This window comes from Sneathiella sp. (assembly GCF_036844445.1).
Taxonomy (GTDB): domain Bacteria; phylum Pseudomonadota; class Alphaproteobacteria; order Sneathiellales; family Sneathiellaceae; genus Sneathiella.
Map to the genome: position 1 here is coordinate 20,049 of NZ_DAIUFV010000002.1, position 13,263 is coordinate 33,311.

Annotated in this window: 14 protein-coding genes; 9 read left to right on the forward strand and 5 right to left on the reverse strand. The window is 60.9% G+C overall.

The genetic code is table 11. The features are described from left to right. Positions 1–66: 66 nt before the first annotated feature. On the reverse strand, positions 67–960 hold the full coding sequence (locus V7Z56_RS03410) for a methyltransferase domain-containing protein (RefSeq protein WP_334127950.1): 894 nt from the start codon (positions 958–960) through the stop codon (positions 67–69). Between the two features lie 109 nt (positions 961–1,069). Between V7Z56_RS03410 and V7Z56_RS03415 the strand changes: the two genes are divergently transcribed. Genes V7Z56_RS03415 through V7Z56_RS03425 form a run of 3 tightly spaced genes read left to right on the forward strand, consistent with a single transcriptional unit; the run spans position 1,070 to position 3,001 of the window. Then, a complete protein-coding gene (locus tag V7Z56_RS03415; protein WP_334127951.1) occupies positions 1,070–1,831 on the forward strand; it encodes a ComF family protein in 762 nt (253 codons plus the stop codon). Between the two features lie 36 nt (positions 1,832–1,867). Next, on the forward strand, positions 1,868–2,128 hold the full coding sequence (gene grxC / locus V7Z56_RS03420) for a glutaredoxin 3 (RefSeq protein WP_334127952.1): 261 nt from the start codon (positions 1,868–1,870) through the stop codon (positions 2,126–2,128). Positions 2,129–2,146: 18 nt separating this feature from the next. Next, the gene (locus V7Z56_RS03425) at positions 2,147–3,001 is read left to right on the forward strand and encodes a carbon-nitrogen hydrolase family protein (protein WP_334127953.1); all 855 of its coding nucleotides are present in this window, start codon (positions 2,147–2,149) and stop codon (positions 2,999–3,001) included. 15 nt (positions 3,002–3,016) lie between these two features. On the opposite strand, the gene V7Z56_RS03430 is transcribed toward V7Z56_RS03425, so the two are convergent. Beyond that, a complete protein-coding gene (locus V7Z56_RS03430) occupies positions 3,017–3,469 on the reverse strand; it encodes a class I SAM-dependent methyltransferase (RefSeq protein ID WP_334127954.1) in 453 nt (150 codons plus the stop codon). A gap of 153 nt (positions 3,470–3,622) precedes the next feature. Between V7Z56_RS03430 and V7Z56_RS03435 the strand changes: the two genes are divergently transcribed. After that, positions 3,623–4,063 (forward strand): DUF1178 family protein, encoded by a 441-nt coding sequence (locus tag V7Z56_RS03435; RefSeq protein WP_334127955.1) that lies wholly within the window; start codon positions 3,623–3,625, stop codon positions 4,061–4,063. 94 nt (positions 4,064–4,157) lie between these two features. Here V7Z56_RS03435 and V7Z56_RS03440 read toward each other — a convergent pair whose 3' ends face one another. Further along, positions 4,158–5,168 carry a peptidylprolyl isomerase gene (locus tag V7Z56_RS03440; protein WP_334127956.1) on the reverse strand — a complete coding sequence of 337 codons (1,011 nt, stop codon included), beginning with the start codon at positions 5,166–5,168 and terminating at the stop codon, positions 4,158–4,160. Between the two features lie 331 nt (positions 5,169–5,499). Here V7Z56_RS03440 and secA point away from each other — a divergent pair, with 331 nt between their 5' ends. The 5 genes from secA to V7Z56_RS03465 all read left to right on the forward strand — a co-directional run bounded on the left by secA (position 5,500) and on the right by V7Z56_RS03465 (position 10,837). After that, positions 5,500–8,178, forward strand: coding sequence for a preprotein translocase subunit SecA (gene secA, locus V7Z56_RS03445; RefSeq protein WP_334127957.1), 2,679 nt, complete (start codon positions 5,500–5,502; stop codon positions 8,176–8,178). Between the two features lie 34 nt (positions 8,179–8,212). Next, on the forward strand, positions 8,213–8,674 hold the full coding sequence (locus tag V7Z56_RS03450) for a tellurite resistance TerB family protein (protein ID WP_334127958.1): 462 nt from the start codon (positions 8,213–8,215) through the stop codon (positions 8,672–8,674). Positions 8,675–8,789: 115 nt separating this feature from the next. Then, positions 8,790–9,128, forward strand: coding sequence for a ferredoxin FdxA (gene fdxA, locus V7Z56_RS03455; RefSeq protein WP_334127959.1), 339 nt, complete (start codon positions 8,790–8,792; stop codon positions 9,126–9,128). 273 nt (positions 9,129–9,401) lie between these two features. Then, positions 9,402–9,899: a CarD family transcriptional regulator gene (locus V7Z56_RS03460; RefSeq protein WP_334127960.1), complete on the forward strand. Its 498-nt coding sequence runs from the start codon at positions 9,402–9,404 to the stop codon at positions 9,897–9,899. Between the two features lie 122 nt (positions 9,900–10,021). Continuing rightward, complete coding sequence (locus V7Z56_RS03465; protein WP_334127961.1) at positions 10,022–10,837, forward strand: hypothetical protein; 816 nt, start codon at positions 10,022–10,024, stop codon at positions 10,835–10,837. 17 nt (positions 10,838–10,854) lie between these two features. Here the strand turns inward: V7Z56_RS03465 and V7Z56_RS03470 are convergent, their stop codons facing one another. After that, the gene (locus tag V7Z56_RS03470) at positions 10,855–12,366 is read right to left on the reverse strand and encodes a M48 family metalloprotease (protein WP_334127962.1); all 1,512 of its coding nucleotides are present in this window, start codon (positions 12,364–12,366) and stop codon (positions 10,855–10,857) included. Beyond that, on the reverse strand, positions 12,359–13,150 hold the full coding sequence (locus V7Z56_RS03475; protein WP_334127963.1) for a thermonuclease family protein: 792 nt from the start codon (positions 13,148–13,150) through the stop codon (positions 12,359–12,361). The genes V7Z56_RS03470 and V7Z56_RS03475 overlap by 8 nt, the downstream gene beginning before the upstream one ends. Between the last annotated feature and the right edge of the window lie 113 nt (positions 13,151–13,263).

The window sequence follows — 13,263 nt, forward strand, 5'->3', positions numbered from 1 at the left end:
TCTCCCTCTCCATCGGCCGCGCATCGGCCAACCGGTTTTCATCATCTCCGCCGCCCGTCGCAGCGCCTACTCCAGATAGTCCCGCAGTCTCACCCGGCCGCTGCCGGGCGCTAGCGGCTTCTGCTGGCTGTCATGCGGCGCCCATCCCGTCAGATAAATGATCTGGAAGCTCGCCGGGATCCGCCCGTCCGCATCGGCGTAGCGGGCGCTGTAAATCTCGGCCGCCCGCATCATCACATCGCGGCGGGTAAAATTCTTCTGGCGGAGGATGAGCGCGTTGCTCTCGCCCATGCCGCGCAGCTCCTGCATCAGCGCGAACGGGTGATCATATTTCAGCGTGATCACATCGACATCCGTGACCGGCAGGGCAAGGCCGGCCCGCTGCAGCAGGGAGCCGGCATCGCGGACCTCCGTGAAGGGCGAGACACGCGGGCTCGCGCCGCCGGTAACCTCCGCTTCCGCCTCCATCAGGGAGGTTCTGAGTTCAATCAGGCTGTCGATCCCGAAGAGGGCGCCGAGGAACAACCCGTTCGGCTTCAGCGCGCGGGCGGCTTGCGCAAGGGCGCCAGGCAGGTCATTCGTCCAGTGCAGGCTGAGCAGGCTGCCGATCAGATCGAAGGACGCATCGCGAAACGGCAGGAACTCCTCATCTGCAACGAGAAAGCAGGCCTCTTCTGCGCCGCGCATCGCGGCAGTGAGATCGCTGCGGATCACATCGCGCGCCTTGCCCGTGGCAAGCAGGGCATCGCTCAGCGACCCGTCGCGGCCGCCGAGATCAAGCGCCAGATCGAACGAGCGGGTGACATCGAGAAGGCGGTCGGCAAGGCGCGCCGCCACCTCATCAAAGAGAAAGCGATGACGCGGCCAGTCAAGCCCGGCGGCGCGGCGGCGATGCGCGGCGACGGTGCGGCGATCAAACAGGACATGCCCCGGATCGATGGCGGAAAGCGGCTTTTTCATGCGCCTGTTATCGCATCTCCCCGGGCGGGGCACAATGGGAGGCGTGAAGAAAAACGCCCGCCCAACATCCGATAGCGCGGCGTCCGGCTTTCCGTTATAATCCGCCGTCATGACAGCCACTCCCGCGCAACTCCTGCAACAGGTCCGCAAAACCATCCTCGATGTCGTTTTCCCGCCCGGCTGCCTCTCTTGCGGCGAGACGATCGAGACGCCGGGACAGCTCTGCGCCGCCTGCTGGCCGGAGATGAGCTATATCTCCGCGCCCTTTTGCGAGACGTGCGGCTATCCGTTTGACTATGACGACGGGGCCGAGATGATCTGCGCCGCCTGCATCAGGCGCCCGCCCGCCTATTCCCGCGCCCGCGCCGTCCTGAAATATGATGAGGCAAGCCGCAATATGATCCTCGGCTACAAGCATTCCGACCAGACCGACCGCGCCCCCGCCTTCGCCGGCTGGATGATCCGCGCAGGCGATGCGCTGATCCGCGAGTGCGACCTGATCTGCCCCGTCCCGCTCCACCGTCACCGGCTGATCCGGCGGCGCTATAACCAGTCCGCCCTGCTCGCGCTCGAGATTGCCAAACGCACCGGCAAGACCGCCGTGCCGGACCTGCTGCTTCGCACCCGCGCAACGCCGTCGCAAGGCGGGCTGAACGCCCGCGCCCGCTTTCGCAATGTGAAAGGCGCCTTCACCGTCAACCCGGCGCGCAAGGCATGGGCCGAAAAGCGGCGCATCCTGCTCATCGATGACGTGCTGACGACGGGGGCGACGATCAGCGGCTGCGCGGCGGCGCTCCGGACGGCGGGGGCCGCGGATGTGTCCGTGCTCACGCTCAGCCGGGTTGTTCGCCCCGCCAATCCCGCTATATAGAAATGACCGTCCTTTTGTAAAAAGCTGTAAAAAATCATGAAAAAAGTAGAGATCTACACCACCATGTTCTGCCCCTACTGCGCGCGCGCCAAGAAGCTGCTGAAAAGCAAGGGGGTGGATTTCAAGGAAATTGACGTTACAGTTGACGGCGATCTGCGTGAGGAAATGACGCGGCGCGCAAGCGGCGCCCGCACCGTCCCGCAGATTTTCGTCGATGGGAAACATCTCGGCGACAGCGACTATATCCATATGCTGGACGCCGAGGGGAAACTTGATCAGCGTCTCGGCATCGCCTGACCTTTTGGAGTGGAAAACATGTCATTCTTCACCGCCGCCTGCGTTCAGCTGACCAGCACGGGCAACGTCCAGGAAAATCTTGCAACCGCCACCGCCCTGATCCGCGAAGCGGCGGCCGCCGGCGCCGATCTGATCACGACGCCCGAAGTGACAAATATGCTGGAACCGGACAAGGCGAAGGCGCGCGCCCAGGCGCAGCTTCAGGAGGATGATGTAACGCTCCGCGCCTTTCGCGATCTCGCGACGGAGACAGAAACCTGGATCCTCGCCGGATCGCTCGTCATCCGCAAACCGGACGATGAACGGCTCGCCAACCGCTCCTTCCTGATCCGCCCAGACGGCGAGATCGCGGCGCAGTATGACAAGATCCATATGTTCGACGTCGAACTCCATACGGGAGAGACGCATAAGGAAAGCCGCGCCTATGCACCCGGCGAGACGGCACAGCTTGCAGAGACGCCGTGGGGGCTGCTCGGCATGACGATCTGCTATGACGTCAGGTTCGCGCATCTCTACCAGCAGCTCGCGCTCGCCGGCGCGGGCATCCTGACCGTTCCCGCCGCCTTCACGGCAACGACGGGGGAAGCCCACTGGCATACGCTGCTGCGCGCCCGCGCCATCGAGAACGGCTGCTTCGTCATCGCCGCGGCGCAGGTCGGGCAGCATTCCGAGAAGCGCTTCACCTATGGCCATTCGCTGATTATTGACCCGTGGGGAACCGTGCTCGCCGATGGCGGCGAGACGCCCGGCATCATCACGGCAAAGATCGACATGCAGCAGGTGGCGCGGCGGCGTCAGCAGATCCCGAACCTTCGCAACATCCGTGATTTCCGCCTTGAGCTACCGCCTGCGAGTTCCAAAGCCGCCGAATAAGGCGGGGCGGCGCGCCTATGGATGCGGCTTTCGGGCCGCGATCATCTGCCGACAGGCGGGCGCCGGCTCGGCGACATCGCCTTCGAATGCGTCAATAATTTCAAGCGAACGCCCGAACACGCGGGCGAGCTCGCCGGGCGCGAGCAGGAAATCCGGGTTGCGCGGCCGGCCGAACTTCTCATTGCCCTGCATGAAGGTATCATAGAGCAGCACGCCGCCGGGCTTCAGCGCCGCGATAATCTCCGGGAACAGCGGCCGCCAGAGATAATTAACAACGACAATCCCGGCGAAGGACGCGGCCCGGAAGGGCCAGCCATCCCCCTCAAGATCGGCCTCGATGAGCGCGATATCGCCGTGCATCCCGCGCGCCTCGAACCGGCCCGTGTCGATATCCACCGCGATCATGTGATGGCCCATCTCGCGCAAATAGACGCTGTGCCGGCCAGCGCCGCAGGCGACATCAAGCACAACGCCTCGCGGAGGGAACAGATGCGCATATTTTGCAATCCATGGTGAGGCTGCTATCATCGGATTTTTACCCCGAAGAACAAGGGCTTGTGTTTAACGGGAAAACGACTATCTGTTGATCGGACAGTTTGTTTTCGTGATGTTATCAGACAGATGATTAAATACGACCTCAAATGCGATAACGCGCATGTTTTCGAAGCGTGGTTCAAGAACAGCGCCGCCTATGACGAGCAGGTGGCGGCGGGCGATATTCTCTGCGTTGTCTGCGGATCGATGAAGATCGACAAGGCGCCGATGGCCCCCGCCGTGCCGCGCAAGGGCAATACCATTGAGATGCGCCGCGCCGAGCTTGCCCGCAAACAGTCGCAAGAGGCCGCCATGGCCGTCTCGGCGCTTCGCGAACTGCGCAGGCAGGTCGAAGAGAATTGCGATTATGTCGGCCCCCACTTCGCCGAGGAAGCGCGAAAAATCCATTACGGCGAAGTGCCGCGCCACGGCATTTACGGCGAGGCAACGCCGGATGAGCAGCGCGAGCTGATCGATGAGGGGATCGAGGTCACCACTATCCCCTGGCTGCCGACAACGGATGCATGAAGGCGGGCGGCGAAAGCCCGCCCGCACAGCAAATGAAAAAGGCCCGGAAATCTCCGGGCCTTCTGTTTTGCGCATTTCTGCACTTGCAGGCGGGTTAGTCGGAGGCCTTCGGCGTCTCCGTCGCGGGCGCCTCTCCGGATCCCTCGCTGCCGCCTTCGCTTGCCGCACCCTCGCCTTCGGTTTTGGCGGGCTCTTCCGTCGCCGGCGGCGCGGTTACAACGATCTCGGCTTTCTCCTTGAGATCTGCAAGCAGCTTGTCAACGGCGTCATTGGTCGCCTCGGCCCGCAGCTCGCCCTCGACTTCCTCAAATGACGGCGGCTCGGTGTTGCGGCGGCCTTCCGCCTTGATCACGTGATAGCCGAACTGTGATTTGACCGGCTCCCTGCTGTATTCGCCGTCTTTCAGGGCAAAGGCGGCCTCGGCAAATTCCGGCACCATCCGCTCCCGCGTGAAATAGCCGAGATCGCCGCCGCGCGGACCGGCCGGGCCCGTCGAATATTCCTTGGCAAGTTCGACAAAGTCGCTGCCCTCATCGAGAAGCTTGATCATGTCTTTCGCTTCCTGCTCCGTTTCCAGCAGGATATGGCGGGCATGCAGCTCCTCTTCAGGCGTGAAGCCTTCGACGATCTTCTTGTAATCCTCCTGCAGCCGCTCATCGGTCACCGCTTCATCGATCTTGGCGGCGAGATAGACTTCCTGCAGAAGCTGGCTGCGAACGGCGCCGAGCTTTTCCTTGAAGGCGTCGGTTTCATAGTATTTTTCCGCTTCAGCCGCCTGCGAGACAACTTCCATGTTGATCAGCTGCTCAACCAGCTGCGGACGGACCAGGTCGATCGGGATCTGGCGAAACTGCGGGGGAAGCGACTGGTAAAATACCTGCGCATCGGCTTCGGTGATGTTCTTGCCGTTGACGGTTGCGAGCACTTCGCTGTCATCCTCTTCGGTTGCCGCGCTGCTCGTCGCCGCGCTTCCCTCCCCGGAGGCAGTCGCTGCCGGCGTCGCGGTCTGAACCGTCGCCGGGCCGCTTTCCGCACCGAAAAAATAGCCGATCGCGAGGCACAGCACCGCAATCACTGCCAGTGCAAAATAATGTAATGACTTCATAGTTGTTGAATTCCAATCCCTATTTGCGGCCCAGTACCGCGACATTGTTTCTTCCGCGTGCCGGAAGTTGTTGGCAATATAGTAATATTTCAAATCATAACAACATATTCAAAAAGCACAGCCGCGAGATTCCTTATTTTCGCCACGAATCAGGCTGCATTTAGCATTTCTCGGCGCCGGATAGATTGACAGATTAGCGCGGGCCGCTTATCTGTCTTGCATAATCGCAACAAGAGTTTTCTCTGAAACAAAGCTGGTAAGCAGCGTCCGATACCCTGCGATCATCGCCTGTTCGGATAAAGACAACCCTACGACTGGAGCTTAGTCACATATGTTCGGTTCTATCGCCAGAAAGTTATTCGGAACCCCGAACGACCGGACTCTCAAACAGTTACAAGTCAAAGTCAACGAGATCAACGCTCTGGAAGACAGCATCAAAGCGCTGAGCGATGAGGCGCTTTTGGCCAAGACGGCGGAGTTTCGCGGCCGGCTTGAACAGGGCGCCAAGCTTGACGATCTGCTGGTTGAAGCCTTCGCCTGCGTCCGCGAAGCCGCCCGGCGCGCCCTTGGCGAGCGCCATCACGATGTGCAGCTCATCGGCGGCATGGTCCTGCATCAGGGCAAAATCACGGAAATGAAAACCGGTGAAGGCAAGACGCTTGTCTCGACCCTGCCCGCCTATCTCAATGCGCTGACCGGCAAGGGCGTGCATGTCGTCACGGTCAACGACTATCTCGCCCGGCGCGACTCCCAGTGGATGGGACAGGTCTACGCCCGTCTCGGCCTCACCGTCGATTGCGTCGTGCACGGCCGCGACGATCACGAGCGCCGCGCCGCCTATGCCGCCGACATCACCTACGGCACCAACAACGAATTCGGCTTCGACTATCTGCGTGACAATATGAAATATGAGAAATCCGCGATGGTGCAGCGCGGCTTTCATTTCGCCATCGTCGACGAGGTCGACAGTATCCTGATCGATGAGGCGCGTACGCCGCTGATCATTTCCGGCCCGGCCGAGGATTCATCGGAGCTTTACCGCGCCATCGATGCGCTGATCCCGAACCTGCAGCCCAGCGACTATGAGGTTGATGAAAAGACCAAGACCGTCGGCTTCTCCGAGGAAGGCGCCGAAGGCATCGAGCAGGTGCTCGCCGAAGCGGGCCTCATGAAAGGCAGCAATCTCTACGACATCGAGAATGTCAGCATCGTTCATCATCTCAACCAGGCGCTTCGCGCGCATACCCTGTTTGAGCGGGACCGCGACTATATCGTGAAAGATGACAAGGTGGTCATCATTGACGAGTTTACCGGCCGCATGATGGAGGGACGGCGCTATTCGGACGGCCTGCACCAGGCGCTCGAAGCGAAGGAAAAGGTGACGATTCAGCCCGAGAACCAGACGCTCGCCTCGATCACCTTCCAGAATTATTTCCGCCTCTATGAAAAGCTGTCGGGCATGACCGGCACGGCCTCGACCGAAGCAGACGAGTTTTTCGAAATCTACGGCCTTGAAGTGGTCGAGGTGCCGACGAACGTGCCCGTCGCGCGTATCGACTGCGATGACGAGGTCTATCGCACGGTCGAAGAGAAATATACCGCCATCGTCGAGACGATCGAGGACTGCCGCAAGCGCGGCCAGCCCGTGCTGGTCGGCACCGTCTCCATCGAGAAATCGGAAATGCTGTCGGCGCTTCTGAAGAAAAAGAAAATCCCGCACAACGTGCTGAACGCACGCTATCACGAGCAGGAAGCGGAGATCATCAGCCAGGCCGGCCGCCTCGGCGCGGTGACCATCGCGACCAACATGGCCGGCCGCGGCACCGACATCAAGCTTGGCGGTAACGAGGAAATGGCCATCGCCGCCCGCATCGCCGGTCTTACGGACGAGGCGGAAATTGCCCGCGTCAGCGAGGAGGTGCGAAAAGAGATCGCTGCCGAACGGCAGAAGGTGCTGGACGCCGGCGGCCTCTTCGTGATCGGCACGGAACGCCACGAATCCCGGCGCATCGACAATCAGCTGCGCGGCCGCTCCGGCCGTCAGGGCGATCCGGGCACGTCCCGCTTCTTCCTCTCGCTGCAGGACGATCTGATGCGCATCTTCGGTTCCGAGCGGATGGACGGCATGCTGCGCAAGCTCGGCCTTGAAGAGGGCGAGGCGATTATCCACCCGTGGATCAACAAAGCGCTTGAAAAGGCGCAGCAGAAGGTCGAAGCGCGCAACTATGATATCCGCAAGAACCTGCTGAAATTCGACGATGTGATGAATGACCAGCGCAAGGTCATCTATGAACAGCGCATCGAGCTGATGGAGACGAAGGATGTCTCCGAGACCGTCACGACCATGCGCGAAGAGGTTATCGAGGATATGGTGGCCCGGCATATTCCGCCGAAGGCCTATCACGAACAGTGGGACCTCGACGGGCTGGAGCAGTCGGTTGCCCGCATTCTCGGGCTGCAGCTGCCGATCCGCGAATGGGCCGCGGAAGAAGGCATCGCCAATGAAGAGATCGTCGACCGCCTGAAAGATGCGGCAGGGCGCAAGATGGCCGAAAAGGCCGTCCGCTACGGCCCTGAAGTCATGCGCATGGTGGAGAAGAGCATTCTGCTGCAGATCCTCGACCAGGCATGGAAAGACCATCTCTTGCAGCTCGACCAGCTCCGTCAGGGCGTGTCGCTGCGCGCTTACGCCCAGAAGGATCCGCTCAACGAATATAAGAGCGAAGCCTTCAATATGTTCGAGCATATGCTCGAACAGCTTCGCGAGACGGTGACGACCTATCTCTCGCATGTGCAGCTCACCAATCCGGCCGAAGAGGTCCGCCAGCCCGAGCCGCCCCGCGATGATCAGATTACCGCCACCCATCTCGATCCGGTGACGGGCGAGAATGAGCTTGCCGGCGACACGGCGGTTCTCGAAAAAGGCGACAACTGGGGCAAGGTGCGGCGCAACGCTCCCTGCCCGTGCGGATCGGGCAAGAAGTTCAAGCAGTGCCACGGGCGCGTCTGACGCGCCCACTGCCGCCCGGCGAAGGGGGAATGCGATGTTTACCTTTCTGAAATCCCTGCTGTCCCGCGATGCGGATCAACCGCCGCTTCCGCTTGAAGGGCGGGAGAAGGTCGCGACGGCCGCCCTCCTGATAGAAGCCGCGCTTGCCGACGACCATTTCGATGACGTCGAGCGCGAGGCGATTGTCAACGTCCTCGTCCGCCACTATCAGATCTCCGATGCCGAGGCCCGCGAGGTGGTGCGCGATGCCGAGGTCGCGCATCAGGAGTCGGACCAGTTCTTCTATTTCACCCGCACGATCAAGGACAGCTTTCCCTTCGAGAGCCGCGTTCAGATGATTGAAATGCTGTGGGAAATTGTCTATGCGGACGGCAAGCTCGGTGATTATGAAGCCAATCTGGTCCGCCGTATCGCCGGGCTGATCTATGTCAGCGACCGCGACCGCGGCGACGCCCGCAAGAGAGTACTGGTCCGTCTTGGCATCAGCGACGACTGATTTTTACACCCGACGCTGATTTTAGGGTTGTTTTTCATAAATATAAACGATAATCCCTAAGGGAAGAGCCCCGATACGTTGTTGTTGCCCCTGTCATACAGGCTGGAGGATATAAATGCCTTACGTCGTTACTGAAAATTGCATCCGCTGCAAATTTATGGACTGCGTTGAAGTCTGTCCGGTGGATTGTTTCTACGAAGGCGAAAACATGCTGGTGATTCACCCCGATGAATGCATCGACTGCGGGGTGTGCGAACCGGAATGCCCGGCCGAAGCGATTCTCCCCGACACCGAAGAAGGGGCCGACGCCTTCCTCGAGCTCAACCGTGAATATGCCGAGATCTGGCCGAACATCACCCAGAAGGGCCAGCCGCCCGCCGATTCGGAAGAATGGAACGGCAAACCCGGCAAGTATCCGGCGGAGTTCAGCGCGAATCCGGGCGGCGGCGACTGATCCGCCGGCGCCCCTTGAATTCGGGCCTCATCATCACAATCTAAATAACAGCATTAGATTTTTGCACAAAATTGTGCTATAATCCTCTCCATGCACTAGGCTTGGTATCGTAGGGGCGGCGCAGAAGTGGCCAAACGGCTGTTTTTGCGCTCATAATTCTATGGTCTGTTATTTTATGTTTGAACGCAACCTATCTGCAGCACTGTAAATGGAGCTGCTTTTTTTTGCGTCTGATTGATTTGGTAACTCCCACGGTTGATGAGAAGGAAGTAAATGACAAAGGAAATGGAATTTGCGCCGATGGATCATGTGGTCTACCCCACCCACGGCGTCGGGCAGGTTATCAGTATTGAAGAGCAGGAAATTTCCGGGATGTCACTGACGCTCTACGTCGTTGACTTCGCGCATGAGAAAATGACCCTGCGCGTTCCCATCAAGCAGGCGAAAAATGTCGGCATGCGGCCGCTGTCGTCGCCCAAGAAGATGAAATCGGCGCTCGATACCCTGAAGGGTCGGGCCCGTATCAAGCGGACCATGTGGAGCCGCCGCGCCCAGGAATATGAGGCGAAGATCAACTCCGGCGACCCCATCCAGATTGCCGAGGTCGTGCGCGATCTGCATCGCAACGAGGATCAGCCCGATCAGTCCTACAGCGAGCGGCAGATTTATGAAGCGGCGCTTGTCCGCCTCTCCCGCGAGCTCGCGGTGGTCGAGCAGATCGAGACGGAAGCAGCCGCAGAGAAGGTTCAGAAGTTCCTGAAGGTCGCCTGATTTCCGGCACCCTCAAAGGTCGCGTTGAAGCCCGGAAGAAATTCCGGGCTTTTTGTCTAAATTTACGGCAATTTTTCTCTACCTCTTGCCAAGCCCGTCCCGAGGTTTCATTGTAAACAACCATGAAAACAACGAAATACAATGAAAAATTCGGCTGCCTGGCGTGCGCAAAACGGGTCTGGGCCGTCGCCTCGATCCACGGGGAGGCCGAGGCGCTGAAGGCGCTGCATGACGAGATCGCGCGGCGCTGGAAATCCGGCGACCGGCTTGTCTATCTTGGCAATTATCTGGGGCGCGGCGGGGCGGTGCGCGAAGTGCTGGACGAGCTGCTGTCATTTCGCATCAACCGGCTCTGCCTGCCCGGCATGATGCCCGAGGATATCGTCTTCCTGCGCGGCGCACAGGAGGAGATCTGGCGCGGCCTGCTGCAGATCCAGCTTGCCCCGCAGCCCGCGAGCCTGCTCGAATGGATGCTCGCCAATGATGTCGGCGGTGCGCTCGCGGCCTATGGCGAAACCGCCGAGAACGCCAAGCGGCATATTCGCGAAGGCATCCTCGCCACCACCAAATGGACCAATCGGCTGCGCGAGCAAATGCGCGCCTATCCCGGCCATAATGACATCTTCATCGCGCTCCGCCGCGCCGCCTACACCGAGAATGGCGAGCTGCTGTTCGTCCATGCCGGCCTCGATCCGGCGCGCCCCGTGATTGAGCAGAATGATGATTTCTGGTGGGGCCATCCGCGGTTCAAATCCCTCGACAAATCCTACTACGGCTTCGCCAAGGTCATCTGCGGCTATGAGCGGCAGCATCGCGGCCTGACGGTGATGCCCTATACGGTCACCATCGACGGCGGCAGCGGCTTTGGCGGCGAGCTGCTCGCGGCCTGCTTCACGATGGACGGCGAGATTGCCGATCAGATCGCCATTCCCACCTGAGCCGCGCCCGCCGCGAGTCAGCCTCCATATTGCACGGACTTGTATTTCTCGCCCACCGCCGGCATGCCTCGCTCGAACGCGGGGTTGAGCAGCAGGAACAGCGCCTTCCTGTCCTGCACCACGCCCGCCATGCGCCCGACGATCGCATCAAGCGTATCCCCCTCTCGCACCGTATCGATCGTCATCACCGCGGGCCGGATCTGCGCCGCCTCCGCCTCGCTCATGGCGCGGAAGCTGCTGAAGCTTTCGGTGAAGCGGGCGCTCAAGGCATTGTCGGCCGATGTCGCCTGATAGATGAAGCGCGCGACGCGGCCGCCGCCAAAATCAATGGCTGCAACCGTCAGATAGGCGCGCGCGCCGTCACGGTTGAGCACAAAGCGAGAGACCGCCGCGGGCCGGCCGCCGACCTCTACCGCCGAGACCGAGGGGACATTGATTTTCGCGAGCCACTCCCTTGTCAGATAATGCGACATGGACTGCCCGCTCGTGCGCTGCGTTCCCAAATCGAACACCATCTGGTTGCCACCCCCGTCGACCGCATAGACGGCCTTGGCGGAATTGATCAGCTGAAAGCCTTCCGGCGCCATAAATTTGAAGCGAAGTGCGGGGTGGAGAAACTCGCGCCCGCGGATGATCCCCTCTTTCGGATCATCGCCATAGAGCATGCCGTTGATGCTGTCGAGAAAACGCCCCTTCTCATAGTCGCGCGCGAGGTTATCGGCCTGCGCATTGGCGGCGCTGGCGGCGCGGCTCACCCGGTCGCCCGTCTGCGGGTGGGAGGCGAAGAAGTCGAAGCTGCCGCCCGCCTGGTTGCCGGTCAGCGCCGCCATGTATTTGGTCTGCGCCTCCATGCGCCTCAGGAAATCGGCCATCGCGTCGCGCGGATAACCCGCAAGACCTAGATAGCGGACGCCGAGCTGGTCGGCTTCATATTCCTGATCGCGCGAATAGCCGGCGACATACATGCCGCCAAGCTGCTGGCCGAGCTGGCCGACGACGGAGCTGCCGGTCAGAATACCGGCAAGTGCGCCGAGGAGGCCGATACCGGTCGCCCGCGACTGCCGCGCCGCCCCGTGCCGCGCCGTCACATGGCCGATTTCATGCGCCAGAACGCCGGCCACCTCCGCCTCGTTATTGGCGAGGGCCAGCAGGCCGCGGGTGATGTAGACATAGCCACCCGGCAGCGCGAAGGCGTTGACGACGGGCGAGTTCAGCACCGTAAAACGCCACGGCAGATCGCGCATCTCGGAGACGAAGGCGAGCCGGAGCCCGATGTCGAGAATATAGTCATTGAGGCCGGGGTAGATATATTCACCGCCATATTGCGCAACGACCTGCTCATGATGCTGCGCGCCTACCTCGCGGTCATTGCTCGGCTCGAAGATGGAAAATACATTGTCAAGCAGATCCGCCCGCGCCGGCGCGGCGGTGGGGAGCGCCGAGGCCAGGCCAAGCGAGAGCGCCGCCGCGGCCCCCACAAGGCGATAAAATGCTTTCGCTCTCCCTCCCCGACCTTCTCCATCACTCATGCGCGACCGCTCCTTCAATCTCCATCTGCTCTGTGAAATCAACTTCCATATAGGGGCCGTTATAAAAGCGCACCGGCCCCCGTATCATTATTGATTTATCTCGCAGCTCCGACAACTTCCACTCCCCGGCTTCAAATTTTCTCCGCGCCTTTGCGGAAATCGCCACGGTGAAGTCGGTTTTCCAGTCATCGCCGAAGTTGAGATAGGTGCGCGCAGGCGTGCGGGCGACATCGCGCACGACGCCCCTTGCGATGACGAACTGGCCCCGCCAGTAGGTCTTCGGCGGGTTGTTCGCATCGAGCAGCCGTTGCGTCTGCCAGAGCCCGGCCCTCTCAAGCCGGGCGAGCCGCTCCGCCGCCAGAAGCCTGATGCGCCAGGCGGCCGGGAAGCCCGCCATGGCGCTCCAGACGCCAAGGCCGCGCAGGATCAGCTCCTCCTGCAGCGACATGCCGTCACTGCGAAGGATGAGGCCGAGCCGCTCGCCGTAGCGATTCTCCCCCTGCCCCGCCTCGGCAAAGTCGGTCCCATCAAAAATGAGACTTGCATCGCGAAGGGCGGCATTAAGAAAAGCCTCGCCCGCGGCCGCGCTCCTTGCATCCTCCTCCGCTGTCACAAGCCTGACGCCGGCGAGGAGATAGGCGCGCCCCGCCCCGTCATAAAGCCGCTCGCCGTCGATGCGAACGACTTCAAGCGGCTCGGACGCGTGGGCCACGGGCGCGGCAGGCCCGAGCAAAAGCGCGAGCGCCAGCCCCGTAATACAGCTTTTCAGGATCGATCCCGCCATCTGCCCTCCCCTTTTCGAATCTGTCGGAAATCGGCGGGACGATCAACCGGTTAACGCGCCGCTCCAGAGCCCTTATTATACATATAATATATGTGTTAATATTTTTATTACAT

Coding starts and splice junctions, on each gene's coding strand:
- V7Z56_RS03410 (WP_334127950.1), bottom strand. CDS start 960: ATGAAAAAGCCGCTTTCCGCCATCGATCCGGGGCATGTCCTGTTTGAT.
- V7Z56_RS03415 (WP_334127951.1), top strand. CDS start 1,070: ATGACAGCCACTCCCGCGCAACTCCTGCAACAGGTCCGCAAAACCATC.
- grxC (WP_334127952.1), top strand. CDS start 1,868: ATGAAAAAAGTAGAGATCTACACCACCATGTTCTGCCCCTACTGCGCG.
- V7Z56_RS03425 (WP_334127953.1), top strand. CDS start 2,147: ATGTCATTCTTCACCGCCGCCTGCGTTCAGCTGACCAGCACGGGCAAC.
- V7Z56_RS03435 (WP_334127955.1), top strand. CDS start 3,623: ATGATTAAATACGACCTCAAATGCGATAACGCGCATGTTTTCGAAGCG.
- V7Z56_RS03440 (WP_334127956.1), bottom strand. CDS start 5,168: ATGAAGTCATTACATTATTTTGCACTGGCAGTGATTGCGGTGCTGTGC.
- secA (WP_334127957.1), top strand. CDS start 5,500: ATGTTCGGTTCTATCGCCAGAAAGTTATTCGGAACCCCGAACGACCGG.
- V7Z56_RS03450 (WP_334127958.1), top strand. CDS start 8,213: ATGTTTACCTTTCTGAAATCCCTGCTGTCCCGCGATGCGGATCAACCG.
- fdxA (WP_334127959.1), top strand. CDS start 8,790: ATGCCTTACGTCGTTACTGAAAATTGCATCCGCTGCAAATTTATGGAC.
- V7Z56_RS03460 (WP_334127960.1), top strand. CDS start 9,402: ATGACAAAGGAAATGGAATTTGCGCCGATGGATCATGTGGTCTACCCC.
- V7Z56_RS03465 (WP_334127961.1), top strand. CDS start 10,022: ATGAAAACAACGAAATACAATGAAAAATTCGGCTGCCTGGCGTGCGCA.
- V7Z56_RS03470 (WP_334127962.1), bottom strand. CDS start 12,366: ATGAGTGATGGAGAAGGTCGGGGAGGGAGAGCGAAAGCATTTTATCGC.
- V7Z56_RS03475 (WP_334127963.1), bottom strand. CDS start 13,150: ATGGCGGGATCGATCCTGAAAAGCTGTATTACGGGGCTGGCGCTCGCG.